The organism is Chryseobacterium sp. 27AL (genome assembly GCF_057815395.1).
In genome coordinates, this window is record NZ_JBYRIW010000010.1 from 1 (window position 1) to 24,732 (window position 24,732).

20 protein-coding genes are annotated in these 24,732 nt (G+C 37.2%); 13 read left to right on the forward strand and 7 right to left on the reverse strand.

Annotation, left to right across the window (positions count from 1 at the left end; translation table 11 throughout):
* Positions 1-265: 265 nt before the first annotated feature.
* Both bglX and AC3WV0_RS13535 read left to right on the forward strand, forming a co-directional pair.
* The gene (gene bglX, locus AC3WV0_RS13530) at positions 266-2,539 is read left to right on the forward strand and encodes a beta-glucosidase BglX (protein ID WP_488846638.1); all 2,274 of its coding nucleotides are present in this window, start codon (positions 266-268) and stop codon (positions 2,537-2,539) included.
* A gap of 154 nt (positions 2,540-2,693) precedes the next feature.
* Entirely contained in the window at positions 2,694-3,731 is a 1,038-nt protein-coding gene (locus AC3WV0_RS13535; RefSeq protein WP_488846639.1) for a L,D-transpeptidase, read from the forward strand.
* Positions 3,732-3,943: 212 nt separating this feature from the next.
* Here the strand turns inward: AC3WV0_RS13535 and AC3WV0_RS13540 are convergent, their stop codons facing one another.
* The 3 genes from AC3WV0_RS13540 to AC3WV0_RS13550 all read right to left on the reverse strand — a co-directional run bounded on the left by AC3WV0_RS13540 (position 3,944) and on the right by AC3WV0_RS13550 (position 6,546).
* A complete protein-coding gene (locus AC3WV0_RS13540) occupies positions 3,944-4,468 on the reverse strand; it encodes a hypothetical protein (RefSeq protein ID WP_488846640.1) in 525 nt (174 codons plus the stop codon).
* A gap of 1 nt (position 4,469) precedes the next feature.
* Positions 4,470-5,795 (reverse strand): PDZ domain-containing protein, encoded by a 1,326-nt coding sequence (locus AC3WV0_RS13545; RefSeq protein ID WP_488846641.1) that lies wholly within the window; start codon positions 5,793-5,795, stop codon positions 4,470-4,472.
* Positions 5,796-5,907: 112 nt separating this feature from the next.
* The gene (locus tag AC3WV0_RS13550; RefSeq protein WP_488846642.1) at positions 5,908-6,546 is read right to left on the reverse strand and encodes an alpha/beta hydrolase; all 639 of its coding nucleotides are present in this window, start codon (positions 6,544-6,546) and stop codon (positions 5,908-5,910) included.
* Positions 6,547-6,781: 235 nt separating this feature from the next.
* On the opposite strand from AC3WV0_RS13550, the gene AC3WV0_RS13555 reads away from it, so the two are divergent.
* Positions 6,782-7,234, forward strand: coding sequence for a hypothetical protein (locus AC3WV0_RS13555; RefSeq protein ID WP_488846643.1), 453 nt, complete (start codon positions 6,782-6,784; stop codon positions 7,232-7,234).
* Between the two features lie 130 nt (positions 7,235-7,364).
* Here the strand turns inward: AC3WV0_RS13555 and tyrS are convergent, their stop codons facing one another.
* Positions 7,365-8,660, reverse strand: coding sequence for a tyrosine--tRNA ligase (gene tyrS, locus AC3WV0_RS13560; RefSeq protein WP_488846644.1), 1,296 nt, complete (start codon positions 8,658-8,660; stop codon positions 7,365-7,367).
* Positions 8,661-8,971: 311 nt separating this feature from the next.
* On the opposite strand from tyrS, the gene AC3WV0_RS13565 reads away from it, so the two are divergent.
* Positions 8,972-9,532 (forward strand): RNA polymerase sigma factor, encoded by a 561-nt coding sequence (locus tag AC3WV0_RS13565; protein ID WP_089999487.1) that lies wholly within the window; start codon positions 8,972-8,974, stop codon positions 9,530-9,532.
* A 12-nt stretch (positions 9,533-9,544) separates the two neighbouring features.
* On the opposite strand, the gene AC3WV0_RS13570 is transcribed toward AC3WV0_RS13565, so the two are convergent.
* On the reverse strand, positions 9,545-10,177 hold the full coding sequence (locus AC3WV0_RS13570) for a hypothetical protein (RefSeq protein WP_488846645.1): 633 nt from the start codon (positions 10,175-10,177) through the stop codon (positions 9,545-9,547).
* A 108-nt stretch (positions 10,178-10,285) separates the two neighbouring features.
* Here AC3WV0_RS13570 and lipA point away from each other — a divergent pair, with 108 nt between their 5' ends.
* Both lipA and AC3WV0_RS13580 read left to right on the forward strand, forming a co-directional pair.
* Entirely contained in the window at positions 10,286-11,152 is an 867-nt protein-coding gene (gene lipA / locus AC3WV0_RS13575; RefSeq protein WP_089857254.1) for a lipoyl synthase, read from the forward strand.
* A gap of 214 nt (positions 11,153-11,366) precedes the next feature.
* Positions 11,367-12,563 carry an MFS transporter gene (locus AC3WV0_RS13580; protein ID WP_488846646.1) on the forward strand — a complete coding sequence of 399 codons (1,197 nt, stop codon included), beginning with the start codon at positions 11,367-11,369 and terminating at the stop codon, positions 12,561-12,563.
* A 57-nt stretch (positions 12,564-12,620) separates the two neighbouring features.
* On the opposite strand, the gene AC3WV0_RS13585 is transcribed toward AC3WV0_RS13580, so the two are convergent.
* Entirely contained in the window at positions 12,621-13,001 is a 381-nt protein-coding gene (locus AC3WV0_RS13585) for a SpoIIAA family protein (RefSeq protein WP_029296622.1), read from the reverse strand.
* Between the two features lie 194 nt (positions 13,002-13,195).
* Here AC3WV0_RS13585 and AC3WV0_RS13590 point away from each other — a divergent pair, with 194 nt between their 5' ends.
* Entirely contained in the window at positions 13,196-13,735 is a 540-nt protein-coding gene (locus tag AC3WV0_RS13590; RefSeq protein WP_488846647.1) for a lipocalin family protein, read from the forward strand.
* Positions 13,736-13,827: 92 nt separating this feature from the next.
* Here the strand turns inward: AC3WV0_RS13590 and AC3WV0_RS13595 are convergent, their stop codons facing one another.
* Positions 13,828-14,304, reverse strand: coding sequence for a DUF7832 domain-containing protein (locus tag AC3WV0_RS13595; RefSeq protein WP_488846648.1), 477 nt, complete (start codon positions 14,302-14,304; stop codon positions 13,828-13,830).
* A gap of 112 nt (positions 14,305-14,416) precedes the next feature.
* Between AC3WV0_RS13595 and AC3WV0_RS13600 the strand changes: the two genes are divergently transcribed.
* The 6 genes from AC3WV0_RS13600 to AC3WV0_RS13625 all read left to right on the forward strand — a co-directional run bounded on the left by AC3WV0_RS13600 (position 14,417) and on the right by AC3WV0_RS13625 (position 24,724).
* Entirely contained in the window at positions 14,417-15,667 is a 1,251-nt protein-coding gene (locus AC3WV0_RS13600) for a CinA family nicotinamide mononucleotide deamidase-related protein (RefSeq protein WP_488846649.1), read from the forward strand.
* Positions 15,668-15,757: 90 nt separating this feature from the next.
* Positions 15,758-16,498: a glycoside hydrolase family 18 protein gene (locus AC3WV0_RS13605; protein ID WP_488846650.1), complete on the forward strand. Its 741-nt coding sequence runs from the start codon at positions 15,758-15,760 to the stop codon at positions 16,496-16,498.
* The gene (locus AC3WV0_RS13610) at positions 16,455-19,145 is read left to right on the forward strand and encodes a trifunctional glycoside hydrolase family 18/polysaccharide deacetylase/glycosyltransferase family 2 protein (protein ID WP_488846651.1); all 2,691 of its coding nucleotides are present in this window, start codon (positions 16,455-16,457) and stop codon (positions 19,143-19,145) included. Before AC3WV0_RS13605 ends, AC3WV0_RS13610 begins: the two co-directional genes overlap by 44 nt.
* 496 nt (positions 19,146-19,641) lie before the next feature.
* Complete coding sequence (locus tag AC3WV0_RS13615) at positions 19,642-21,669, forward strand: M13 family metallopeptidase (RefSeq protein WP_488846652.1); 2,028 nt, start codon at positions 19,642-19,644, stop codon at positions 21,667-21,669.
* A 253-nt stretch (positions 21,670-21,922) separates the two neighbouring features.
* Positions 21,923-24,019, forward strand: a complete 2,097-nt coding sequence (locus tag AC3WV0_RS13620) for a M13 family metallopeptidase (RefSeq protein ID WP_488846653.1) — start codon at positions 21,923-21,925, stop codon at positions 24,017-24,019.
* Positions 24,020-24,175: 156 nt separating this feature from the next.
* Positions 24,176-24,724, forward strand: a complete 549-nt coding sequence (locus tag AC3WV0_RS13625) for a hypothetical protein (protein WP_488846654.1) — start codon at positions 24,176-24,178, stop codon at positions 24,722-24,724.
* Positions 24,725-24,732: the final 8 nt, after the last annotated feature.

A 24,732-nucleotide genomic window follows, 5' to 3' on the forward strand; every position in this document is an offset into this window, starting at 1 on the left:
CAAATTTGGAAATCTCAAAATATTCAACCAAGTATTCCGGTAGTAAAAACTTTAGTAATTCTTGTTCATTAGACATAATACAAAATTATCCTTTTTTAGTTTTCTCCCCAACTTTTGGTGTTGATCCACAAAAACTTGTATTATAATTATAATTTCCATTAAGGTTTATTGTAACACAACTTTAAATTTTACCAAAAATACTTATCTCCTATTGCTTATCTCAGAAATTTTATAGAAGTTGTAGATCATATTTAAACATTAAATAATGAAAAAAATAAAAATTCTACTGTTCTCCTTAACTGCTGTTTTAATCACAGCTCAGAGCAATTCAAAACGGGATCTTTTCATTAAAAATCTGATGAGCCAAATGACCTTGGAAGAGAAAATAGGTCAGCTTAATCTCATTTCTCCGCCGGGAGACGTGAAAACCGGTGCGGCAGTAAGTGCTGATGCAGAACAATATATTAAAGATGGTAAGTTGGGTGCTGTTCTCAACATGACTACATTAAGCCGTATAAAGAAAACACAGGAAATTGCAGTAAATGAATCAAGGCTTAAAATTCCGCTCATTTTTGGGCTGGATGTGATTCACGGATACAAAACCGGATTTCCCATTCCTTTAGCGTTATCAGCATCCTGGGAACCTGCGCTAGTTCAGAAAGCAGCTTATATTGCAGCAAAAGAGGCTTCTGCAGATGGTATTAACTGGACATATTCTCCCATGGCAGATATCAGCCGGGATCCGCGGTGGGGAAGAGTGGCCGAAGGTGCGGGTGAAGATCCTTTTCTTGCTTCCAGGATCACTGAGGCTTTTGTGAAGGGCTATCAGGGTGATGATTTGTCGAGGAACTATACCATTATGGCCTGCCTTAAACATTTTGCCCTGTATGGCGCGGCAGAGGCTGGAAGAGATTATAATTCCGTAGATATGAGTCCAAACCGTATGTACAATGAATATTTTCCTCCCTACAAAGCGGCAATAGACGCGGGTGCTGCTACAGTAATGACTTCATTCAATGATATCAATGGAGTGCCGGCGACAGCTAACAAATGGCTGCTCACAGATGTGCTTAGAAAAGAATGGGGATTTAAAGGATTTGTCGTGACTGATTTTACTGCGATTAAAGAACTTAAGGCACATGGACTGGGAGATGAGCAAAAAGTTGCAGCCAGAGCTTTAAAAGCCGGAACCGATATGGATATGGTCGGTGAAGATTATCTTAAAACATTAAAAAAGTCGGTCCGGGAAAATTTAGTTTCAGAAGAAGATATAGACAAAGCCTGCCAGAGGGTTTTGGAAATGAAATATAATTTAGGATTATTTGATGATCCTTACCGTTATTTAGATGAAAAAAGATTAAAAACGGATATTCTTACTCCCGAAAACAGAAAAGCAGCCAGAGAAATTGCTGCCCAGACCTTTGTACTGATGAAAAATAAGAATCAGGCTTTACCTTTGAAGAAAACAGAAAAAATTGCTTTCATCGGACCATTGCTCGATGATAAAGCCAATATGCCGGGAACATGGTCTGTTGTGGTAGATTATAAAGAATCAGTTACGTTGAAAAATGCTTTGGAAGAACTTTCGGAGAAAAAGAATTTTTCGTATGCAAGAGGATGTAATATTACTGAAGATCGAAATCTTGAAAAGAATTCATTTATAGAATTCACAAAAGAGCAGCCCAGAATATCAGCAGAAATTCTTTTAAAGGAAGCTTTGGGAAAAGCAAAAATGGCTGATAAAATTGTTCTGGTATTGGGAGAAGCTTCAGAAATGACAGGTGAATCTTCCAGCAAAACAGACATCCGTTTTCCTGAAAATCAGTTGTTACTGCTCAGGGAAATGAAAAAATTAAATAAACCGATCGTTGTTGTATTGTTTACGGGAAGGCCTTTGGATCTGTCACAGATGATCGATATTCCGGATTCCATAATCAATGTTTGGTTTCCGGGGATTGAGGCTGGGCATGCTATTGCCGATGTGCTGTTCGGAAGTGTAAGTCCTTCAGGAAAGCTTCCAATGACTTTCCCACGTTCTGCTGGGCAGATTCCCATTTATTATAATCATAAGAATACCGGGCGACCATTGGAATTTAATGACGGTCGGTTTGAGAAATATAAGTCAAATTATCTTGATGAAAGCAATGATCCCTTATTTCCTTTTGGATTCGGATTGAGCTATACCAGCTTTGCATATGGAGACATGCAGCTTTCTAAAAATCAACTTAAAGGAAATGAAATTTTGAAAGTGAGCATTGATGTTACCAATACCGGAAGTTATGACGGAGAAGAGGTGGTGCAGCTTTATATCCGAGATAAGGTGGCAAGTATTACCCGGCCTGTAAAAGAACTGAAAGGTTTTGAAAAGGTCTTTTTGAAAAAAGGGGAAACAAAAAATGTAGTTTTTAATATTACCCCTGAACTGCTGAAGTTTTACAATGAAGAGCTTGTTTTCGATTGGGAAGAAGGCGAATTTGAAATAATGGTCGGAACGGATTCTCAGCATTTAAAATCCAAAACAATCATGTGGCGTAAATAGATTCTAAACTTCTGGTTGATGCATAAATACCTAATTATTCACAGCTTTATAAGCATCCCCGGTTTTTTACGGTATTTTATGTGTTGATTTTTATTATTCGGATTTAGGTCTGATATTTGTACTGAATAGCAAAACTATTCCGGTAATTTTATTTATGAAAAACATATCTGTAAAAAAATCATTTCTCTACACATTATTTATCGCATTAACGCTTGTTTCCTGTAAAAAGGAACTGGAAAAAATCAATGACAAAATCAGCGACACGGCTTCATCTGTCACGGAAGAATCTGAGAAAAAAGATTCTCTGACGGCAAAGAAGGATTCTGTTGTACAAAAAGAGTCATTACCGCCTGCCGTTCAGGAATATGGATTCTATAATGCATATATTTTCCCTAAAGATAAAAAAGTCAGAGATTCTCTGTTTGCCTCATTTAACAAAAAATTTACGGAGAAAGAACGGTATGCAATTCTGGCATTGAACCGGCTTGATTCAAAAAATAAATGGAATGCAGATACATTGGTTGTGCCCGCCAAAATAGATACTACGTTAATGGAATATTCACCATTTCCGATGCAGCTGGATGTGTTGAGTCCTGTTAAAAAGTTTGTGGTATTCTCTTATCCTATTCAGGCATATGGGGTTTATTCAAATGGAACTTTGGTTAAATGGGGCCCGACAAGCATGGGTAAAAAATCGGCCAAAACAAAGACCGGACTTACGTTTGCAAACTGGAAGAAAAAGCTCGCCATTTCTACGGTAAGCAGCGAATGGAAGTTACCTTATAATTTCAATATTTTTAACCTCGATGGAATCGGATGGCATCAGTATGATCTTCCGGGATATCCGGCATCGCATTCATGTTTACGACTGCTGATGAATGATGCCAAATGGCTGTATGGCTATGCTGATACATGGGTTCTGAATCCGGGAGGGGCCACAACAAAAGCAAAAGGAACGCCTGTGCTGGTATACGGAGATTATCCTTGGGGAAAACGCAAGCCTTGGAGGAGGTTACTTAATGACCCGAATTCCAATAATGTTTCTGTGGATGAAATGACAAAAATGATTGAACCGAATATCCAGAAAATCCTGAAAGAACAGGACAACAGAGAAAGGGTAGTGGATTCCATCAGGGCGGCGAAAGCTGAAATCGAGCAGATGCCACAAACCACAAAAACAGTTGAACCTTAATTAAATTCCGGTTAATTTTTATTCAAATATTTTCAGCATCAGGAGTTGATGTGTTGAAGTACAAAAAAGGTGCGCAGGTTTTATCCAAAACCTGCGCACCTTTTGATCAAAACCTAAGCACCTTTCACCTAAAACCTGCGCAGCTTTTTTACAGATGCTGCAACATTGTTTTTATAAGTCTTTCAAATTGCTTCTGATTTTCAGATTTACTATTAATTTATCTTTTCAAATTGTAAAGTAGACTCTTCTGCAAATTTTCGAAGTTTCAGCATTTCATCCTTAGCTTTATGCTGCCCGAACCTCGCTGCGGCATATGTAATCGCGATACACAACAGCATGGCGAAAGAAGCATTGAGCGCCCACGGAAATTCCTGGCTGTTAATCTGCTTTTCTACATAATACATGGAGAAAAACACCATCCAGAGGATAGAAAAGGAAAAATAAAGAAACATAAAGAATGTCCATACCGCCGAACTCGGACCAAAAATTCCTCTTATGGAGGTTTCATCATCTTCAATCTCTACGCGTAGGGAAAGTCTGGGTTTCCAGTAGCCTTCGTCGTTGGTCTTTACACAGATCGTTGCCACTTCTTTGTTGATATTTCCGGAAAATTCATCGGCATGCTCTGCCAGATATTTCTTAAGGTTTTCCGCATACTCTTCTTTGCTGAGATGAGTAAACATCCTGAACCGTGGCCTTGTTCTTATTTTGTCTAGTGTGGTTTCTTCCGTATTCATATTATTCTTGATAAGGTATAGGATCTTCCAAAGTAAAGCGTAGAGACATCTGCTTATTTTTTCTTTCAATCAGCATTTCTATGGTCTTTCCTTCTTCAGATTTCATGAGTTCCATTATTTTCTGTAAGGTCATATCAGCAGTTTTCCTGCCATTAATGCTTATGAGGCGGTCATCTTTCTGTAATCCGGCTTTTGCTCCGGGCGAATCTTTACGCACACCGGCAATGGAAAAAATAGGTTTTAAAATAAAATTATATTGCATGCTGCTGGTAAGTACCTCAGTACCACCTGACAGATTACCGCGGTTCTTTGTTGGGAGATTTACAATGTCTTTTGTCCATTCCATACCATCCTGTCGGAAATCAAGACCGCTCATGTTAAAATGAAACGGATCGTTAAAATTTCGGTTTTTCTTTAAATATAACTTTTGCCCGGCATAATCAAAAGCAACCGTAAAACGTCTCATAATATCCCCGCCTAAAGAACCTTTTCTGTTTTCAACCAAATTTACATGCTGAATAGAATATTCATCAGGCATTGCCGTAAGAGGCTTTTCAAATTTGAATTCTCCTAAATAAAAATTATGGATTCTGCTTCTCTTTCCGTAAATATCACCATTAAAGCCTCTTCCGAGAAAGTCATCGATATTAGGACGGTTGTAAACGAAATCTTTTATCAATTTTGGGAAAAGCCAGATCGGATCGCTGTTTCCGAGATCAATAAGAAGTTTGGAACTTTTCCTTTCATTCGTCATTTCTACATCAGCGATGACATAAGGTTTATTCTTTTCGATACTGATATCGATCTCACTGAAATTCTTAACCTTTTTTCTGAATAAATTTTCGTCGTTATAAATGGTTATCTTTTTTGAGGAATAATCGATTACAACAGGATGATCTTTAAAGAAATGATAGCCGATTATTCCGTTAACAGGAATCCCGACGTGTGATGAAATATTAAAATCCTGATCTGTGATAATAAAGATCGTCATCGAGTCATTGACATAGTTTTTTCCTATTTTTCCGATGTTGTTATCAGACCGGAATCCGTCAATACTTCTGTCTCCTCCTAATCCTGAAAATTTTATTTTTTCAACATTGATAAGTTTTATTTCCTGGTTTTCCAGGCTAAATATAGAGGTTTCTGCAACGCCTGTATCCAGTAAAAAGGTAAGATCGGCACCGTTAATGTTAACAGGAATAAAGAGTAAGTTATTGATTAATTTAAAGGGAATCACTGTTTTCTTCGCGTCTTTAACTTCAAATGAATTTTGGGCATTAATGAAAATACCAAAGAAAAAAATCCATAAAAAGTAATTCAGTTTCATGTACTGAATTTACTCATTTTATCTCAATGCAAATAAAAAAGCATCCTTAATTTTAAGAATGCTTGTATTGTTTTTGAATAATCAATGCGAAATTTTAAATTCAGTATTGTTTTTATTTGGAAAAGAAATCCATAAGATCCATATAGTTTTTCTGGTTTACACCGTGCCCGCTCATATACTCCCTGAAAGTGAAATAACAGCCAAGATCATATAACAGATCAGCCGCTTTTCTTCCCCAATCTAAAGGAATTACTGCATCATCTGTACCATGGGAAACGAAGAAACGCAGTTTTTCAAGCTTTTTCTTGTCTTTAACAATGTCTTGCAATAATTTTTCCTCAGGATAACTGCTCAGACAGGCGACTAAATTAAACATTTCGGGGTATTTCAATGCCAGGGCATAGCACAGAATTCCACCCTGGCTAAAGCCGCAAAGATGGGTTTTACCTTCTGTAATTCCATAATGATTGACGATGCTGAGAATGCTTTGCAAAACACTGTTTAGTGATTCTGTTGCCTGTTCTACATCCACAAAACGATCAGGATTGTTAAAGTCTATATCGTACCAGGAAAATCCCTCAAACTGTGTCTCTCTTGGGGCTCTGAAGCTTACGATAATCCAGTCATCAGGAAGTGTTTCCCTGAAGCTGAAAAGATCCTGCTCATTGCTTCCATAGCCGTGAAGCATAAAAAGAATTGTTGTTTGTGGAGTGATATTTTCCGGCTCTCTTACAATGTAGTCTAAATTCATGAGGCAAAGATAATTATAATGATGATGATTTAATACTATAAAAATGAAGCCATGCTCAATACGATGACAAACTGTCTGCTTCAGAAATATATAGTTTCCCATATCAGATAGAAAAAGGAAATATTATTTATTAAATTGATATTTTTTGGAAATCTTTGTTGGAAAATTTTCATAAAAGATATTTTTATATTGATAAAAAACCTATATTTGAAACATTAAAAATCTATTTGGAAAAATGAAGCAATTTTACAAATCAAAAAGTTTACTTAAGCTTTCTTTTTTATTCGCCGTGTTGTTTTCGGTAATTTCTGTTCTTAACTCTTGTAAAGACGATGATGAAGATGAGTTCACGGATCACATTATTCAGTTGGAAGCAAAAATAAATGTAAAAGGTCCAACTCCTCCGCCAGCAACGCCTCCTACAGTAAATTTTAAAGCTGTTGTTACCCAGATAGGAACAAGTCCTGAGACAACTTTCAACCCAACAGGATTAACCTGGTCATCAGGAGACCTGTTTGTAAGTTCCAGTCAGTCTCAGTTAAGTATCGCTGCAAATGCAGTTCTTCCATATTCAGATTCAGAATTGATCGTAAATATCTACGTCGACGGAGAACTTGCCAAAACAAGTAAAGTAATTGGATCAGGAGAAAAAAGTACTTCTACTTATTATAGCTTCTTAGAATTATAAGATTAATTTTACAATACATAAAGAGATCGCTTTTGCGGTCTTTTTTTATTTGTTGAGGTAGTAAATGAAAAATTTTCGGCGCGGAATTGAAAATTCCGCGCCGAAAATTTATTATAATGTAAGAAAGAAATTAAATTGCTTTTACAATAAAGTAATTCTTCTTTCCTTTTTGCAGTAATAAGAATTTACCGTCAATAAGATCAGTTTCATGGGCTGTAAAAGTTTCATTAACCTTTTGCTTGTTAACCGAAATTGCATTGCCTTTGATTTCTCTTGACGCCTCACTCTTTGATTTTAAAAAACCTGTTTTTTCAGAAAGGAGATCGATGATATTTATTCCTAAGGCATCAGATTTTGCGATTTCCTTTTGTGGAACGCCATCAAACAGCTCAAGGAAAGTGGCTTCATCCAGACTTACCATATCTTCAGCAGTTGAACGCCCGAAAAGAATTTCTGAGGCTTTAAGAGCTTTTTCATACTCTTCTCTTCCGTGAACCCAAACCGTTACTTCTTCAGCCAGCTTTTTTTGAAGCTTTCTTTCGTTTGGAGCGGTTTTATGTTCTTCAATCAGAGATTCAATTTCTTCTTTTCCAAGGAAAGTGTAAAATTTAATAAATCTTTCAGCATCATCATCCGTAGCATTCAGCCAGAACTGGTAAAATTTATAAGGTGATGTTTTCTTTTTATCGAGCCAGTAATTTTCTCCGCTCTCAGACTTTCCGAATTTTGAACCGTCAGCTTTTGTAATCAGAGGAACGGTTAATGCGAATGCTTCGCCCTGCGCTTTTCTGCGGATCAATTCCGTACCTGTTGTAATATTTCCCCACTGGTCAGAACCTCCCATCTGAAGTTTTACATTGTTGTTCTGGTACAAATGCAGGAAGTCATATCCCTGGATCAGCTGGTAGGTAAATTCAGTAAAGCTCATTCCTTCCGCTCCGGATTCTCCTGAAAACCTCTTTTTCACGGAATCTTTTGCCATCATATAGTTTACCGTAATATTCTTTCCTACATTTTTTGCGAAATCAAGAAAAGAGATATTTTTCATCCAGTCATAATTGTTTACCAGTTCAGCTTTATTAGGCTCATTCCCTGAAAAATTAAGGAATCTCGACAGCTGCTTTTTTAAACAGTCAACATAATGAAGAAGTGTTTCTTCGTCCAGAAGATTTCTCTCTGCAGATTTTCCGGAAGGATCTCCAATCATTCCCGTAGCACCACCTACCAGAGCAATCGGCTTATGACCGTGCTGCTGAAAATGAGCGAGAATTTTTATCTGAATAAGACTTCCAATATGTAAAGAATCTGCGGTAGGATCAAAACCGATATAGGCCGTTGTCATTTCCTTATTCAGTTGTTCATCCGTTCCGGGCATCATGTCTGCAAAAAGACCGCGCCATTTCAATTCTTCAATAAAAGAGTTCATTATTTTTAACTTTAAAATTTAATGTGCAAAGATAATCATTTCAGGGAAATAAGGCGAAGGGAAGAATCTGTCATTTATAATTATCTAAACGTTTAATTTCTTTTTTAGAAGCTATTTCCTGCTCTCCGCACTCGCTATTTTTTTTGATTTCGGCGCGGCAGCGAAGCTGCCGCGCCGAAATCAAAAAAAATGAGCTCAGACAAATGCTTCGATCAGGGCTAAACTTTAGTCGGCAATATCAACTTTACAGAAAAAATTCATTTGATATCCTGCTTTGTATTTTCAGCTGAAAACAATTATATTTGTTTATAATGAACGACGAACAATTATTCCAGCTGATCGGTAAAGCAAAGGAAAAAGACCAGAAAGCTCAGACAAAGCTCATCAACATCTTTTGGGTTGATGTTTTTTCTTTTGTGATGAAAAAAGTTCATGATGAAAATGATGCCGACGAAATCACGGTGAATGTTTTCTCAAAGGTCTTATCAAAGCTGGATATGTATGATCCTCATTTTCAGTTTAAGACTTGGGTGCTTACCATTGCTCAGAATACCATTATTGATTTCTGGAGAAGAAAAAGCCGCGAAAATCAGGATCCTACAGAAAATCTTGAAGAAGTAAAAAATCAATATGCCAAATCTCCTGAGGAGCTCATGATTTCTGAGGAAGAGCAGAAAAAGATCATTAAAACCATAGAATCTTTGGATGTCAATTATCAGGATATTATCAGATTGCGGTTTTTTGAGGAAAAAAGTATTAAAGAAATTGCTGAAGAACTCGGAATTTCCGTAGCCAATACAAAAGTGCGCGTCATGAGGGCCAAAAAGGTATTGGCCGAACTTCTTAAAAATAATGAATTTGAAGATAATTAATAGTATTCATTTTTATAAGTAAACTTTCTCCTTCGTTTTCGGGAGAAGAATTTCAATTCTTTTTTTTTGATTTCTGTTTTGAAGATCAAGTTTTATTCCTTTTTTTATCAGACTTTCTTTTTTCGATGGTCCGTATTCTTTCGTATTTTCAACTTCTTTTTCAAAAGTTAATTGTCCTGTAGACAAATTAAAATCTACATCAGTCCAATATTCTTCAGGTTTTCCGCTGCTGGATGAGTAGCCGATAAGTTCAAAACGACCGTTCTGAAATCTGTATTTATCCGTATAGCCCCATTTCCAGCTGCTTCCTCCCGCCTGTGTAATCATCAGAATTCCATTTCTTATCTCGGTTGACTGGTAAGGATCGCCCATCATTCCACCATCATTGCTTTTCAGGATCGCATTTCTTGACTTCTCGAGGATCGTCCATTTATTATTCACTTTCTTTAAAATTTGTATTTCGCGGATGTTTCCATAATCAGTAGTATCTTTCGTATTATAAATGATTACTTTTTCTGGAACAGTATCTCCGTCAAGATCTCCGTCAACAGTTTCAATAACAGTTGCACCTGCCGGTTTAAATTCTTCCTGTGCAAAACAAAATAGATTTATAAATCCGAATAAGAAACAGAATGTAATTTTCATGAATTGGTATTTGAATTTAAAATTACAAAATTATATGTTTCATCAATCTCTGTCTTTGATTGTTTCGATAAAAAATTCACTAACTTTGACCCTCAATTTGAGATGTACATGGAGGATTTAATTCAAAATACAACTGTTCAGAAACCAAAATGGATCCGTGTAAAACTTCCTACCGGCAAGAATTACAGAGAACTGCGAACTTTGGTTGATAAATATAAATTAAATACAATCTGCCAGAGCGGAAGCTGCCCGAATATGGGTGAATGCTGGGGAGAAGGAACGGCAACCTTCATGATTCTAGGAAATATCTGTACCCGAAGCTGCGGATTTTGTGGAGTTAAAACCGGAAAGCCGCTTGATGTAAACTGGGACGAACCGGAAAAAGTAGCACGCTCGATAAAATTAATGAAAATAAAGCATGCCGTTTTAACTTCCGTAGACCGTGATGATTTGAAAGACATGGGTTCCATTCTCTGGGCAGAAACAGTAAATGCGGTAAGAAGAATCTCTCCGGGAACAACAATGGAAACACTCATTCCGGATTTTCAGGGAATTACAAAGCATATCGACAGATTGGTTGATGTGGCCCCTGAAGTGATTTCCCACAATATGGAAACTGTAAAACGTTTGACAAGAGAAGTTCGAATCCAGGCAAAATACGAGCGCAGTCTTGAAGTACTGAGATATTTAAAAGAAGCAGGACAAAGAAGAACCAAAACCGGAGTGATGCTGGGATTGGGTGAAACAAAAGATGAAGTTTTCCAGACTATTGAAGATATCAGGAATGCAAATGTAGACGTTATCACATTAGGGCAATACCTGCAGCCGACAAAAAAACATCTTCCTGTAAAAAGATTTATCACTCCCGAAGAGTTTGATGAACTTGGAGATTTTGCGAGAAGTTTAGGTTTCAGGCATGTTGAGAGTTCGCCGTTGGTACGGAGCTCTTATCACGCAGAAAAACATATTCACTAAATACAAATCGCTTCACTCACGGAGCGATTTTTTAACACATAAAAAGTAATTGGAATTGTATAATAATCCTCTTCCAAAACTTAATTTTATGTTCTTTTTTGATTAATATTTAGTTTAAATTTAACTTGTCAGGTTAATATAGTGGAAATTTGTGTCATTTTGATTAAAGTTAAAATGATTATTTCTGCCGAATTTTGCACTTTTAAAGAAGATAATGAAAATAGATAAAAAAATTATTCCCCTGGCAATTGGTGGCCTGGGAATAGGAACTACGGAATTTACCATTATGGGATTGCTCCCCGATATGGCAAAAACTTTACAGATCAGTATTCCTGAGGCCGGTCATCTGATCTCTGCCTATGCTTTTGGTGTTGTAGTGGGTGCACCGGTTCTTATCGGATATTCCGTAAAATTTCCTCCAAAAAAAGTATTGATGGCTCTGATGATCATTTTTACTTTATTTAATGCTTTGTCAGCATTGGCCCCAAATTATACATCGATGATGATCATCCGTTTTCTCTCTGGTCTTCCTCACGGTGCATTTTTCGGGGTAGGAACTGTAGTTGCGGCCAGAATGGCAACAAAAGGTAGAGAAGCTTTTAATATTTCACTCATGTTCACGGGGCTTACCATTGCCAATCTTGCCATGGTTCCACTGGTAACTTATATTGGTCATACTTTTCACTGGAGATGGTATTTTGCCATTGTTTCGGTGATCGGACTGCTTGCTCTTCTGTTTATTAAATTATGGCTTCCTGACCTGAGGTCAAATCAGGAGACTCATTTTAAAGAAGAAATCAAATTTTTACAGAAAAGACAGGCCTGGCTGGTCCTGATGATAACAGCTATAGGCTTCGGCGGGTTATTTACATGGTTCAGCTATATTACACCGCTTATGACCATTGTTTCAGGAATAGAAGAAAGTTATATGGCTTATGTGATGATTTTGGCAGGAGCCGGAATGGTAGTAGGAAATCTTGTCGGAGGATATTTATCTGATCGTCTGAGCCCTGAGAAGACATGTTCATTATTGTTATTTTTAATGATGCTTTCTTTGGCCGGAGTCTTTTTTCTGTCAGAATATCGTAATGTTTCGCTTACCCTTACCTTTATTTGCGGCGCATTGTCGATGTCTGTATCAGCACCGATTAACATCATGATGATGAAAGCTGCACCAAAAAGCGAGATGATGGCTGCTGCTTTTATGCAGGCAGCATTCAATATTGCCAATGCGATGGGCGCTTTTCTTGGAGGAATTCCTTTGGAGAAAGGATATAGTTACAATTATCCTTCCCTTGTTGGCGTTTTAATGACGGTCATAGGCCTAATTATCAGTATACGATACCGATATTTGTATGCCTCAAGAACAAACAATGAAACATTGACTGAATGTGTTTCCTGCGAAAAATAAAATAAAAATGGACCATCCTTAAAAGACGGTCCGTTTTGTTTTTATAATAAGCATAAATTACGCTTCGACTTCATTGCCGTTTTTGCACCAGTAAAGTGCATTGTAAAGGTTTCCTTTAGGGAAAGACTTAAATTCCCCCGGCATGAGTACACTGAAAATATCAGTGAAATTCTGTACACCCTCTTTGTCCGTAACAATAGCGGTTCTGTTCCACTTTGTTAAGTTTTTTAATCCTAAAAGCGCATCCTGCAGCCAGGCTCCCATGGTAAAATTATCCAGATCAGTGTCCAGGTATAGCAGATAATTCAGCTCATTAAACTGATCTACCTTCTGTTTTACCCTCGGAATTACCAGGTTTTCAAAATCTTCTTTGGTTACTTCTCCCGTTGCATTGAAAGCCGCAACATTTTCCGGAGCTTCTGGAATAATCGTTATCATATTGTAATATTTTATTGTGGTTTAGATTTTAGGTTGATAACAAAAAGTAAACCATAATTAATATTCAGTTAACAAAAGATTTAAATGTTTGTAACTTGTGGTACATTTATTAATTTGAATTCTTTTTAAGGTTAATATTTCTAACTCTAAGGCACTATTTTTGAAGTTTAACATACCACACAAAAGATTATATTATGAAAGCTTTGCAAAAAATTGTAATCCCGGTTTCTTTGGGAGTTTTAGGTCTCATTATTTTAAATTCATGTTCGGTGGGAATTCCGAAAGGAGCCACTGCTGTTCAAAATTTCAATGCTGACAGATATCTTGGAAAATGGTATGAAATAGCCCGTTTCGACTATAAATTTGAAAAAAACATGGATAACGTAACAGCTACATATTCTAAAAACCCGAACGGAAGCATAAAAGTCGATAATAAAGGTTATGATTATGTGAAAAAAGAATGGAAAGAGTCGATCGGCGAAGCCAGATTTGTAAATAAAGAAACAGAAGCACGGTTAAAAGTCTCTTTCTTTAAACCGATTTGGGCAGGATACAACGTGGTCGATATTGATGAAAACTATCAGTATGCTTTGGTTATGGGAAACAACCTGAAATACCTCTGGATTCTTTCCCGTACCAAAGACATTCCGGAAAGTATACGACAAAGATTTCTGGAAAAAGCCAAAAAAGTAGGCTATAATACAGATGAATTGATCTGGGTAAGACATAATTAATTTCTAACTATTCACAAAAGTTTGTCATTCTGAGCTAAAGAATCTTTAATTGTGGAGATTTTTCTTTCGGCAGAATGACAAACCAAATGAATTTAATTCAAATTCTTATACTCTTTCCATTCCTCAAAACGGTAATCTATGATCTGCTTCATCAGATCATAATTTTCATATGTGTCTTCAATATGATAGAAGGTTTCATATTCATAATCATTTTCCTCTGCTTTTGTATCAAAAAGATTTACATAATCGTCAGCAAATGAACTGAATCTGTTTCCAAAATCTGTTTCATCCTTATAATAATCCTGCGCAAAGGCATTTCCCATTGCATTCAGATCATATTCGGAAAATTTTCCATCCATCGAATCCATAATAAATTCAGCACCAGTCAGTTCACGTCGCTTCAGTTTTTGTATTTCTTCTGTTGTATCATCTTTCAATTCATCAGAGATCAGGTTATTTTCAATACACCAAACAAGAAACATTCCTGTATGGGTTGCCCCGTTTTTCTCAGGAAGTTCTTCGGGAAAATCACCTCCATAATGCCATGATGCATCATCATATGTAGACATAATTCTTAATTATAGTTATAAACAATTTCTGCCAAAAATAGAAAAAATCAATTTATATTGCCGGTCATAGAGAATTTTCCGTCATTTGTGGTGAATTTTTTTCGACCTACATATGAAAAATGCTGTTCTGATTACGATTGGTGACGAAATCCTTTCCGGAAATACGGTGGATACCAACTCTAATTTCATCGCAACTGAACTTAAAAATATTGGAATACAGGTTTCACAGATCATTACCATTTCAGATGAAATTGAAACCATCAAGGCTGCCATTGAATCTGCATTTAAGATTGGCGATTTAATCATCACTACAGGAGGCTTGGGACCTACAAGAGATGATAAAACCAAGAAAGCGATCGCTGAATTTTTCAATGATGAAATTGCTCTGGACGAGACAACTTTCAATCATTTAAAAGCTTATATGGAAAGACGCGGCCGGCTGGAAATCCTCGAAAGAAACCGCGAGCAGGCTTTCGTTCCTACAAAATCAAAAGTTTTTCAGAATCATTACGGAACGGCGCCCTGCATGATGATGGAGCAGGACGGAAAACTGTTATTCAGCCTTCCCGGAGTTCCTTACGAGGTAAAACCCCTGATCAAAGATCAGATTGTTCCGTATCTGCAGGAAAAATTTAACCTCAATTATATTTCCACAAGAATCGTTTCCGTTGTGGGAATTCCCGAAAGTATCTTGGCAGACACCATCGAAAATTGGGAACTGGCATTGCCTCAAAATATAGCGCTGTCTTATCTTCCGGTCGGGACTCGTGTAAAATTGCGACTGACCGCAACAGGAGAAAATGAATCGCTGCTCCAACAGCAATTGGAAGAAGAAATCCAAAAATTGTTGCCTTTAATAAAAGATCATGTTATCGCAACTTCAGAAGATAAAATTGAAAAGATACTGGCTGAAATTCTGAATGAACGGAAGATGACCATTTCCACGGCAGAAAGCTGTACGGGAGGAGAGCTTGCAAAAATGATCACCTCAAATTCCGGCAGCTCAAAGTATTTTCTTGGCGGAATCATTGCCTATGCGACAGAAAAAAAGACTGAAATTTTAAAAGTTAAAAAAGAGACAGTAGAACAATTTACAGTAGTCAGCGAACAGGTGGCGGCCGAAATGGCGGAAGGCTGTCAAAAATTATTTGATACAGACATTTCATTATCCACTACAGGAGTTGCAGGCCCGGGAAAAGGAGAGGATGGAAAAGAAGTAGGCACCGTTTTTTACACGATCAGAATCCATGACCAAGAAGTCACTTCCAAATTGTATATGCCACATCTGGAAAGGCTGGATTTCATGTATTTTGTGTCACAAAAAGTGATCCAGGATCTTATAGGAATTTTGGTAAGTAATTAATTCATAATCAGTTGATTTTTTAATTTTTTTTTAATTAATTCTGAAGTGGTTTTTCACAGTTTTTGACGTCGATGAGGAAATATCAAAATTGTGGAAAACTCAAAACAGATTTTTCAGACCGACAGCAAAAAACGCTGGAGAAACGTACAGTGGGGGAGTCGTATTTTCATTTTTATAGGCATCTTACTGATTCTGGCCTTAGGCTTAATGATGAAATTGGATAAGAATCCGAAAATTCCTTTTAAAGAAGATTATAAAGCGGTCATTACTGCAAGCAAACCTTATCTTCAGGAGAATAGAATTTCTAAAGAATATAAAGGCTTCCGAAGTTTTATTTCTGAAAAAACCATGCATACCAATCTTGCTAAAATTGAAAAAGCAAGAGCCGACAGACTTAAAAATCAAAACCGCAACTGGGAACAGTTTCCCGGAGGAATCCGTTCTGCATTTTATGTGGCATGGGATCCTCAATCTTTGATGTCCCTGAAAAGAAATATCAAACATATCAATCTGGTTTTCCCAGAGTGGTTTTTTCTTGATCCTAAAACAGGAGAACTAAAAACAAATGTCGATCCTGAAGGTTATAAACTCATTAAAAGAACAGGAGTTGCTGCTATGCCGATTCTGAGTAATAATTTTGAGCAGGAATTTCATTCTGAAGGGTTAGGAAAAGTTTTAAAAGATCCGCAGAAAAGGGTTCAGCTTATTCAGAAATTAAAGCAGCAATGTCAGAAACTTAATTTCAGAGGAATTAATATTGACTTTGAAAATATAAATCTCGATTCTGATGACTTTTATGAAAGAACTTTCGGGAACTTTCAGACAGAATAATTTGTTGGTATCCATGGATATCACGACCGATAATGACGACTATAATATCAAACAATTAGATCCTTACGTAGATTATTTCATACTGATGGCCTATGACGAATACTCTGATGAAAGTGATGCCGGGCCGGTTTCTTCTCAGAAATGGATTGAAGCGCAGACAGGAAAAATGTTGACGAAAACATCTCCAAATAAAATTATTTTAGGACTGGGTGCATACGGCTACGACTGGAGTACGGATCAAAATGACAATGGTTCTGTGACGTATATGCAGGCTCTCACAAAAGCAAGTGCCAGTAAGGCAAATATTAATTTTGATGACAATACTTTTAATTTAAATTATTCTTATAAAGATTCCAAAAATAATACACATACTGTGTTCTTCAACGATGCGGCGTCCATTTTCAATACGATGCGTTTTTCCTCAGAATATCCTCTGGCAGGAACAGCGCTCTGGAGACTGGGAAGCGAAGACAGCCGGATCTGGAATTTCTATGATAAAGATCTGACATTTGCAGGATTATCAAAATTAAATTTAAAATCTCTGGAAAATGTAAAAGGGCAGACCATGGTTGATTATATCGGTGATGGTGAAGTTTTAGATGTTTTGAATACGCCTCATGACGGTAAAATTGACATAGAAATTGATCCTAAAGAAAAAATCATCACAGATGAAAACTATATCACCTACCCAAGTTCTTATGAAGTAAAAAAATATGGGGAAGCACCGCAGAAAGAGCTTGTCCTGACTTTTGATGACGGACCTGATGAAACCTACACTCCTCAAGTGTTGGATGTTCTTTCAAAATATCATGTTCCCGCAGCTTTCTTTCTGGTCGGGCTTAATGCGGAGAAAAATCTTCCTTTGGTTAAAAGAATTTATCGGGAAGGTCATGAAATAGGAAACCATACTTTTACCCACGAAAATGTAGCAAAAGTTAGTCCCGAGCGGGCTTTGCTTGAGATGAAGCTGACAAGATTGCTGATCGAATGCATTACGGGACACAGCACTATTCTTTTCAGGGCTCCTTATAATGCCGATTCTGAACCGACAACTTCTGAGGAAATCGTTCCCGTAGCGTTGGCAAGACAGCAGAATTATCTGGATATTGGTGAAAATATCGACCCGGAAGACTGGCAACCCGGAATAAAAGCTGATGAAATTGTAAAACGTGTTCTGACAGGTTTACAACAGAGAAAAGGTAATATTATCCTTCTTCATGATGCAGGCGGTGACACTCGTGAAGAAACCGTAAAAGCTTTAAAAATTTTAATTCCTACATTACAGAAAGAAGGCTATCATTTTACCAATCTTTCGACAATTTTACATAAAAATAAAGCGGAATTGATGCCCGCTGTTCCTAAAACAAGGTCATACTACGTGATGCAGCTTAATTTAATTTTGGCAACCATCATCTACGGAATAAGTCATTTCCTTGTGGCACTTTTTACCATTTTTATCGGGTTAGGGTTGATACGATTAATTATTATGCTCTACTGGGCATTTAAGGAAAGAAAAAAAGAGAAAAAGTTAGGAGATTTTCTTGTGCTGGAATCGTATCCCAAAGTCTCGATCATTGTTCCGGCATATAATGAAGAAGTGAATATTGTTTCTTCCCTGCACAATTTATTAAGGCAGACCTATCCGGATTTTGATATCATTCTGGTTGATGATGGCAGTAAAGATTTAACGTACGAAAAGGCAAAGGCGGAATTTTCCGGTCACCCGAAACTTAAAATTTTCACTAAAACAAACGGTGGAAAAGCAACCGCTCTGAACTACGGTATTGCTCAGTCTGATGCAGAATATGTGGTCTGTATAGATGCAGACACCAAACTGGAAAAAGATGCGGTAAAATATTTAATTGCCCGATTTTTAAATTCAGATCCCGATGAGAAAATTGCCGCGGTGGCCGGAAATGTAAAAGTAGGAAATAAAGTCAACTGGCTGACGAAATGGCAATCCATAGAATACACAACCAGCCAGAATTTTGATCGTCTTGCTTATGCTAATATCAATGCCATTACGGTGATCCCGGGAGCTATTGGTGCGTTTAAGAAATCTGCGGTTGTTGAGGTTGGAGGCTACTCGTCCGATACGTTGGCGGAAGATTGCGATATTACGGTTAAGATTCTGAAAAAAGGATATACCGTTGCCAATGAAAACCGTGCAGTTGCCGTAACGGAAGCTCCGGAAAGTGTAAAGCAGTTTTTAAAACAGCGGTTCAGATGGACGTACGGGATTATGCAGATGTTCTGGAAACAGAAACATACTTTCCTCAATCCGAAATACAAAGGCCTCGGATTGTGGGCAATGCCGAATATTTTACTGTTTCAGTATATCATTCCATTTTTCTCACCGCTAGCCGATCTTATTATGTTTTTCGGAATATTATCAGGAAACGGAGGTAAAATATTAGGTTATTATTTAATCTTTCTTCTGGTCGACGCTTTACTGGCTTTAATTGCTTTTGTCATGCAGAGAGAGAAAATGGTTAATCTTCTGTATATTATTCCGCAGCGGTTCGGCTACAGATGGCTGATGTATATTGTTTTGTTCAGAAGTCTGAGACGGGCTTTAAAGGGAGAAATGCAATCATGGGGATTCCTTAAACGTACAGGAAATGTGAAAGAATTTGCAGCGTCTTAGAATCCGGAATAATAAATTATGATACAATTATTCAGAGATTAAAAGAAAGGTAACATCGGTTCGAGTGAAATTCTGAAAGAATTTTGTATCGAGAACTGATGTTTTATAAAAAATTCTCGATATGTTTTAAAGTGAATTTAATAAAGGTGTTTATTAAACTTTTATTTAACCACAAAAGTTTCAAAAGATAATAATAAAGCAATAATTAGATATTCAGAGTTCTCAAAAGAAAAAATCGAAGATTTTTTAAAGCTATCGTGATCTTTTTCATTTATAACCATCATCTTTAAATAAAATTTGAACTCATCTTTTGTGATTTTTTGTGGTTAATTCTGAATTGGTTTAAACAGATTTAATGTTAAAAATGTTCATAAACAAGCATGAATCAAGTTAAAAAAATAAATGTAGACAGATCTTAATATTTAATTAAATTTGTCTTCACTAAAAAGTAACGAATTAAAAAAAAGTTACACTTATTGTATAAATTGTAATTATAATGAAAAAACTTACGCTTTCTTTGCTTTTACTAGCAGGGATTTGTTCACAGAATGTGAACGCACAGACTTCTGACAAAGGTCTGGATCTTAGCCTGATGGATAAATCAGTACGTCCGCAGGATGACTTTTACAACTATGTGAGCGGAACGTGGATGAAAACCGCTAAAATTCCTTCTGATAAACCAACTTGGGGAAGCTTCAACAAATTGGCTGAAGATACAGATAACAATTCAATGACTATCCTGAACTCTTTGCTGAAAGATAAATTCGCAGATGGAACAGAAGGTAAAAAAATTCAGGATCTGTATGCAACTTACATGAATATTCAGAAGAGAAATGCAGACGGAATTAAACCAATCCAGGCAAACCTGAATAAGATCGATGCCATCAAAAACGTTAACGATCTTCAGAATTACCTGATTTCCGTAACAAAAGAAGGTGAAAATACCTTTTACGGATGGGGTGTAGATGCAGACCTGAAAGACTCTAAAATGAACGCGGTTTATTTAGGAAATGCATCATTAGGTTTAGGAAGAGATTACTACCAGAAAGTAAACGAAAAAAATACGGAAGCTCTTAACGAATACACAAAATATGTGGCTTCCATGCTGAAAGAATTAGGATACAAAAATGCCGACGCAGCAGCGAAAGGTATTGTTGATTACGAAAAAAGTATCGCTAAAACATATCTTACAAACGAGCAGAGTCGCGATAATACGCTTCAGTACAACCCTGAAACAATGGCTGAGCTTAAGACGCTTGTAAAAAATGTAGACCTTCCTTCTTATCTTAATAAAGTAGGGGTAAATACAGATAAAGTGATCATCGGTGAATTGGGATATTATAAAAATTTAGACAAATTCATCAATGCACAGAATCTTCCTGTGATCAAGGATTATCTTAAATTCCACATGATCAACGGAAGTGCCTCTTACTTAAGCGAAAAACTGGGTGACATGAGATTTGCTTTCTATGGTAAATATCTAAGAGGTCAGCAGGAACAGAGAGCATTAAACAAAAGAGGATATGAGCTGATCAACGGAACGTTGGGTGAAGCTTTCGGAAAACTGTATGTAGAGAAATATTTCCCTGCAGAAGCAAAAGCGCAGATGGTTGAACTCATCGACTATTTAAAGAAAAGCTTCGCGGTACATATCAATAATTTAGCGTGGATGTCTTCTACAACAAAGGAAAAAGCAATGCAGAAGCTGAACAAATTCACTGTAAAAGTTGCTTATCCTGACAAATGGAAAGATTATTCTAAATTAACCATCGTTCCTGAATCTAAAGGTGGAAATCTTTACTCAAACCTTCAGAATATCACCGAATGGCAGTACAATAAGGATTTAGCAAAAATCGGAAAACCGGTTGATAAATCTGAATGGGGAATGACTCCACAAACGGTAAACGCTTATTACAACCCGGTAAACAACGAGATTGTATTCCCTGCCGCGATTCTTCAGCCGCCTTTCTTCAATCCTCAGGCAGATGCAGCCGTAAACTTCGGAGGAATCGGTGCTGTTATCGGTCACGAAATGAGCCACGGATTTGATGATTCCGGCGCACAGTTCGATGCAGACGGAAACTTGGTAGACTGGTGGACTCCGGAAGACAAAGCAAACTTTGAAAAAGCGACTAAAGCGCTTGCTGCTCAATATGATAAATACGAGCCTGTAAAAGGAACTTTCGTAAACGGAACCTTTACAAACGGTGAAAATATCGCCGACTTAGGTGGGGTAAACATCGCTTATGATGCTCTTCAAATGTATCTTAAAGACAAAGGAAACCCTGGATTGATCAGCGGATATACACAGGATCAGAGATTCTTCCTGAGCTGGGCAACCGTTTGGAGAACATTATCCAGTGAAAAATATATGGTAAACCAGGTAAAAACAGATCCGCACTCTCCCGGATATTTCAGAAGTTTTGGGCCTATCATCAATGTTGATGCCTTCTACAAAGCATTCGACGTGAAGCCGGGAGATAAATTGTATAAAGCTCCAGCAGAAAGAATTAAAATTTGGTAATCATTACCGAAAAAATACCAAAACCGTTCAGCAATGAGCGGTTTTTTTGTTATTGATAAATGAAAAATTATAAATCAGAAAATAATCAATCTGATTTAAAGATTACTCATACAAGCCACATTGTTAAATCTCACTACTTCAACCTCAACCTCAATCTTAACCTTAACCTCAATCTCTAAATTCTAAACCATAAACATTTATCACTAAAATTTGTATATTTGATAAGTTTGTGTAAAATCAAAAAATATTTTTAATGAAAAAGTTAAATATCGGGATACTGGCTTTCTCCGGGCTTGTATTTTTAAATTCATGTGGTACGGCAAAAACTGCAGACACACAAAAACCTGAAGCTGTAAAAGAAGTTGCAGCAGAACCTGCGAAAGAAGAGGTAAAAGAAGAAGGGATCAATTTGTCTTACATGGATAAATCTGTACGCCCGCAGGACGATTTTTTTAGCTATGTGAACGGAAATTGGGTGAAAACCACACAGATTCCTTCAGATAAAGCGAGCTGGGGATCCTTTAATGCATTGAGGGAAAATGTAGATGACGCTTCTCTGGATATTTTAAATAAAATTTTATCTGAATCTTATTCGGAAGGTTCCGAGGGGCAGAAAATCCAGAACCTTTATGCTTCATTTATGGATACGGATAAAAGAAATGCAGAAGGGTTGACACCAATAAAAGGAGATCTGGCTAAGATCGACGCCATTAAAAACCTGAACGATCTTCAGAAATATTTACTGGAAGCTACAAAGTTAGGTGACAACTCGTTCTATGGCTGGAGAGTAGGAGCAGATATGAAGAATTCTAAAATGAATGCGGTGTATCTTGGCGGTCCGGATCTTGGTTTAGGAAGAGATTATTATCAGAAAGTAAACGAAGCCAATACCAAAACCTTGGCAGAATACCAATCTTACGTAGGAAAATTATTCGGTGTTCTGGGATACAAAAACTCTGAAGCAGCAGCAAAAAATGTAGTTGATTTTGAAAAGCAGCTTGCTAATTATTTATTAACGCTAGAGCAAAACAGGGATGCTAATTTAAGATACAACCCCAAAAATGTTTCTGAATTATCAGGATTGGTTAAAAATATAAATCTTCAGAAATACCTTAAGGAAGCGGGAGTTAATACCGACAGAGTGATTATCGGTGAACTGAAATATTATCAGAATATGGATTCTTTCCTTACCCAGAAAAATCTTCCGTTGGTAAAAGATTATCTTAAATATCACTTAATTAATGGTAATGCCAGCAATCTGGATGAAAAGCTGGAACAGATCAGATTTGATTTCTATTCTAAATATCTTCAGGGGCAAAAAGAGCAGCGTCCGATGAACAAAAGAGGTCTTTCTCTGGTCAACGGTGTTCTTGGAGAAGCCTTCGGTAAGCTGTATGTAGAAAAATATTTCACTCCGGAAGCCAAAGCGCAGATGGAAACGTATATTGATTATATCTTAAAATCATTTAAGCAGCACATCAACGATATGGACTGGATGTCGCCTGCAACGAAAGTAAAGGCCCAGGAAAAGCTATCCAAATTCACGGTAAAGATCGCCTATCCGGATAAATGGAAAGATTATACTCAATTAAAGGTAGAATCTCCTAAAGCAGGTGCTACATTATATTCCAATCTTCAGAATGTTTCTGCATGGCAGTATCAGAGAAACCTCGATAAAGTAGGAAAACCGGTCGACAAAACAGAATGGGGCATGACTCCCCAAACGGTAAATGCTTATTACAGTGGTTCGAACAATGAGATCGTATTCCCTGCAGCCATCCTTCAGCCGCCATTCTACAATCCGAAAGCAGATGCCGCTGTTAATTTTGGTGGAATCGGAGCAGTGATCGGGCATGAAATCTCTCACGGATTCGACGATAGTGGTTCCAGATTCGATGGTGACGGAAACCTGAATAACTGGTGGACCGATGAAGACCGTAAGAATTTCGATACAAAGGTCGCTCAACTGGCGGCCCAGTACAGCGCTTATGAGCCGGTGAAAGGCAGCTTTGTCAACGGTAAATTTACCAGCGGTGAAAACATCGGAGATTTAGGTGGAGTAGCAGTTGCTTATGATGCGCTTCAGATGTATCTTAAAGATCACGGAAATCCGGGATTGATCAGTGGCTTTACACAGGATCAGAGATTCTTCATGAGCTGGGCAACCGTATGGAGAACAAAATCTACGGATCAGTATATGACCAACCAGGTGAAGACCGACCCGCATTCTCCTGGAATATTCAGGGCGTATGGTCCGCTGGTAAATCAGGATGCATTTATTAAAGCTTTTGATATCAAGCCAGGCGACAAAATGTACAAGGCACCTGAAGACAGGATAAAAATTTGGTAAACAAGCCAAAAATTGTTAGAAAACGAAAAACGCATCAGAAATGGTGCGTTTTTTATTTAATTTTTCCTAGCTTAGTATTATCGTAAAATGTTGATTTTTGATTAATATTTAGTATTTAAATTAAATATTTCAAGAAAAATCTTAACAAAATTTTGTATGTTACAGTTTTTTTTTAAATTTAAACATTGGATTGGTCAGTTATTTGATGCTGATAAATACGATTCACACCAAAATAGAAAATCTCAAAATAACAATAATATGGCAATGTTTAATTATGGCGTTGGCGGAAACGAAGTGAAAGTGGATGCTAATGAAGCTATTCAGAACATACAGGAAAACAAGTCACTCATCGTGAGCCAGCTTACTACAGATGAATCTTATGTTCCTGAAATTGTAACAGGTCTAAAGACTGTGGATGACGTCTTCAAACATTTCCAGCCTTCTGTACACGTGCAGCACGAAACGGAAGACGGCAATGTAGTAGAAGAAGAATTCCGTTTTCAAAATCTTGCGGACTTCACCCCGAAAAATCTTACCCAGAAATCAGCGTACCTTCAGCAGCTCAGCATGGAGCAGGAACAGTACAACAAAATCGTACGTCAGCTGAAAACCAACAAAATTTTGCGGAATATGCTCGAAAATGATCAGACCAGAGCTGCATTTATCGAAGTATTGAAGGACGTGGCACAAGAACTTGAAAAATAATCTAAAGA

Coding starts and splice junctions, on each gene's coding strand:
- bglX (WP_488846638.1), top strand. CDS start 266: ATGAAAAAAATAAAAATTCTACTGTTCTCCTTAACTGCTGTTTTAATC.
- AC3WV0_RS13535 (WP_488846639.1), top strand. CDS start 2,694: ATGAAAAACATATCTGTAAAAAAATCATTTCTCTACACATTATTTATC.
- AC3WV0_RS13540 (WP_488846640.1), bottom strand. CDS start 4,468: ATGAATACGGAAGAAACCACACTAGACAAAATAAGAACAAGGCCACGG.
- AC3WV0_RS13545 (WP_488846641.1), bottom strand. CDS start 5,795: ATGAAACTGAATTACTTTTTATGGATTTTTTTCTTTGGTATTTTCATT.
- AC3WV0_RS13550 (WP_488846642.1), bottom strand. CDS start 6,546: ATGAATTTAGACTACATTGTAAGAGAGCCGGAAAATATCACTCCACAA.
- AC3WV0_RS13555 (WP_488846643.1), top strand. CDS start 6,782: ATGAAGCAATTTTACAAATCAAAAAGTTTACTTAAGCTTTCTTTTTTA.
- tyrS (WP_488846644.1), bottom strand. CDS start 8,660: ATGAACTCTTTTATTGAAGAATTGAAATGGCGCGGTCTTTTTGCAGAC.
- AC3WV0_RS13565 (WP_089999487.1), top strand. CDS start 8,972: ATGAACGACGAACAATTATTCCAGCTGATCGGTAAAGCAAAGGAAAAA.
- AC3WV0_RS13570 (WP_488846645.1), bottom strand. CDS start 10,177: ATGAAAATTACATTCTGTTTCTTATTCGGATTTATAAATCTATTTTGT.
- lipA (WP_089857254.1), top strand. CDS start 10,286: ATGGAGGATTTAATTCAAAATACAACTGTTCAGAAACCAAAATGGATC.
- AC3WV0_RS13580 (WP_488846646.1), top strand. CDS start 11,367: ATGAAAATAGATAAAAAAATTATTCCCCTGGCAATTGGTGGCCTGGGA.
- AC3WV0_RS13585 (WP_029296622.1), bottom strand. CDS start 13,001: ATGATAACGATTATTCCAGAAGCTCCGGAAAATGTTGCGGCTTTCAAT.
- AC3WV0_RS13590 (WP_488846647.1), top strand. CDS start 13,196: ATGAAAGCTTTGCAAAAAATTGTAATCCCGGTTTCTTTGGGAGTTTTA.
- AC3WV0_RS13595 (WP_488846648.1), bottom strand. CDS start 14,304: ATGTCTACATATGATGATGCATCATGGCATTATGGAGGTGATTTTCCC.
- AC3WV0_RS13600 (WP_488846649.1), top strand. CDS start 14,417: ATGAAAAATGCTGTTCTGATTACGATTGGTGACGAAATCCTTTCCGGA.
- AC3WV0_RS13610 (WP_488846651.1), top strand. CDS start 16,455: ATGACTTTTATGAAAGAACTTTCGGGAACTTTCAGACAGAATAATTTG.
- AC3WV0_RS13615 (WP_488846652.1), top strand. CDS start 19,642: ATGAAAAAACTTACGCTTTCTTTGCTTTTACTAGCAGGGATTTGTTCA.
- AC3WV0_RS13620 (WP_488846653.1), top strand. CDS start 21,923: ATGAAAAAGTTAAATATCGGGATACTGGCTTTCTCCGGGCTTGTATTT.
- AC3WV0_RS13625 (WP_488846654.1), top strand. CDS start 24,176: ATGTTACAGTTTTTTTTTAAATTTAAACATTGGATTGGTCAGTTATTT.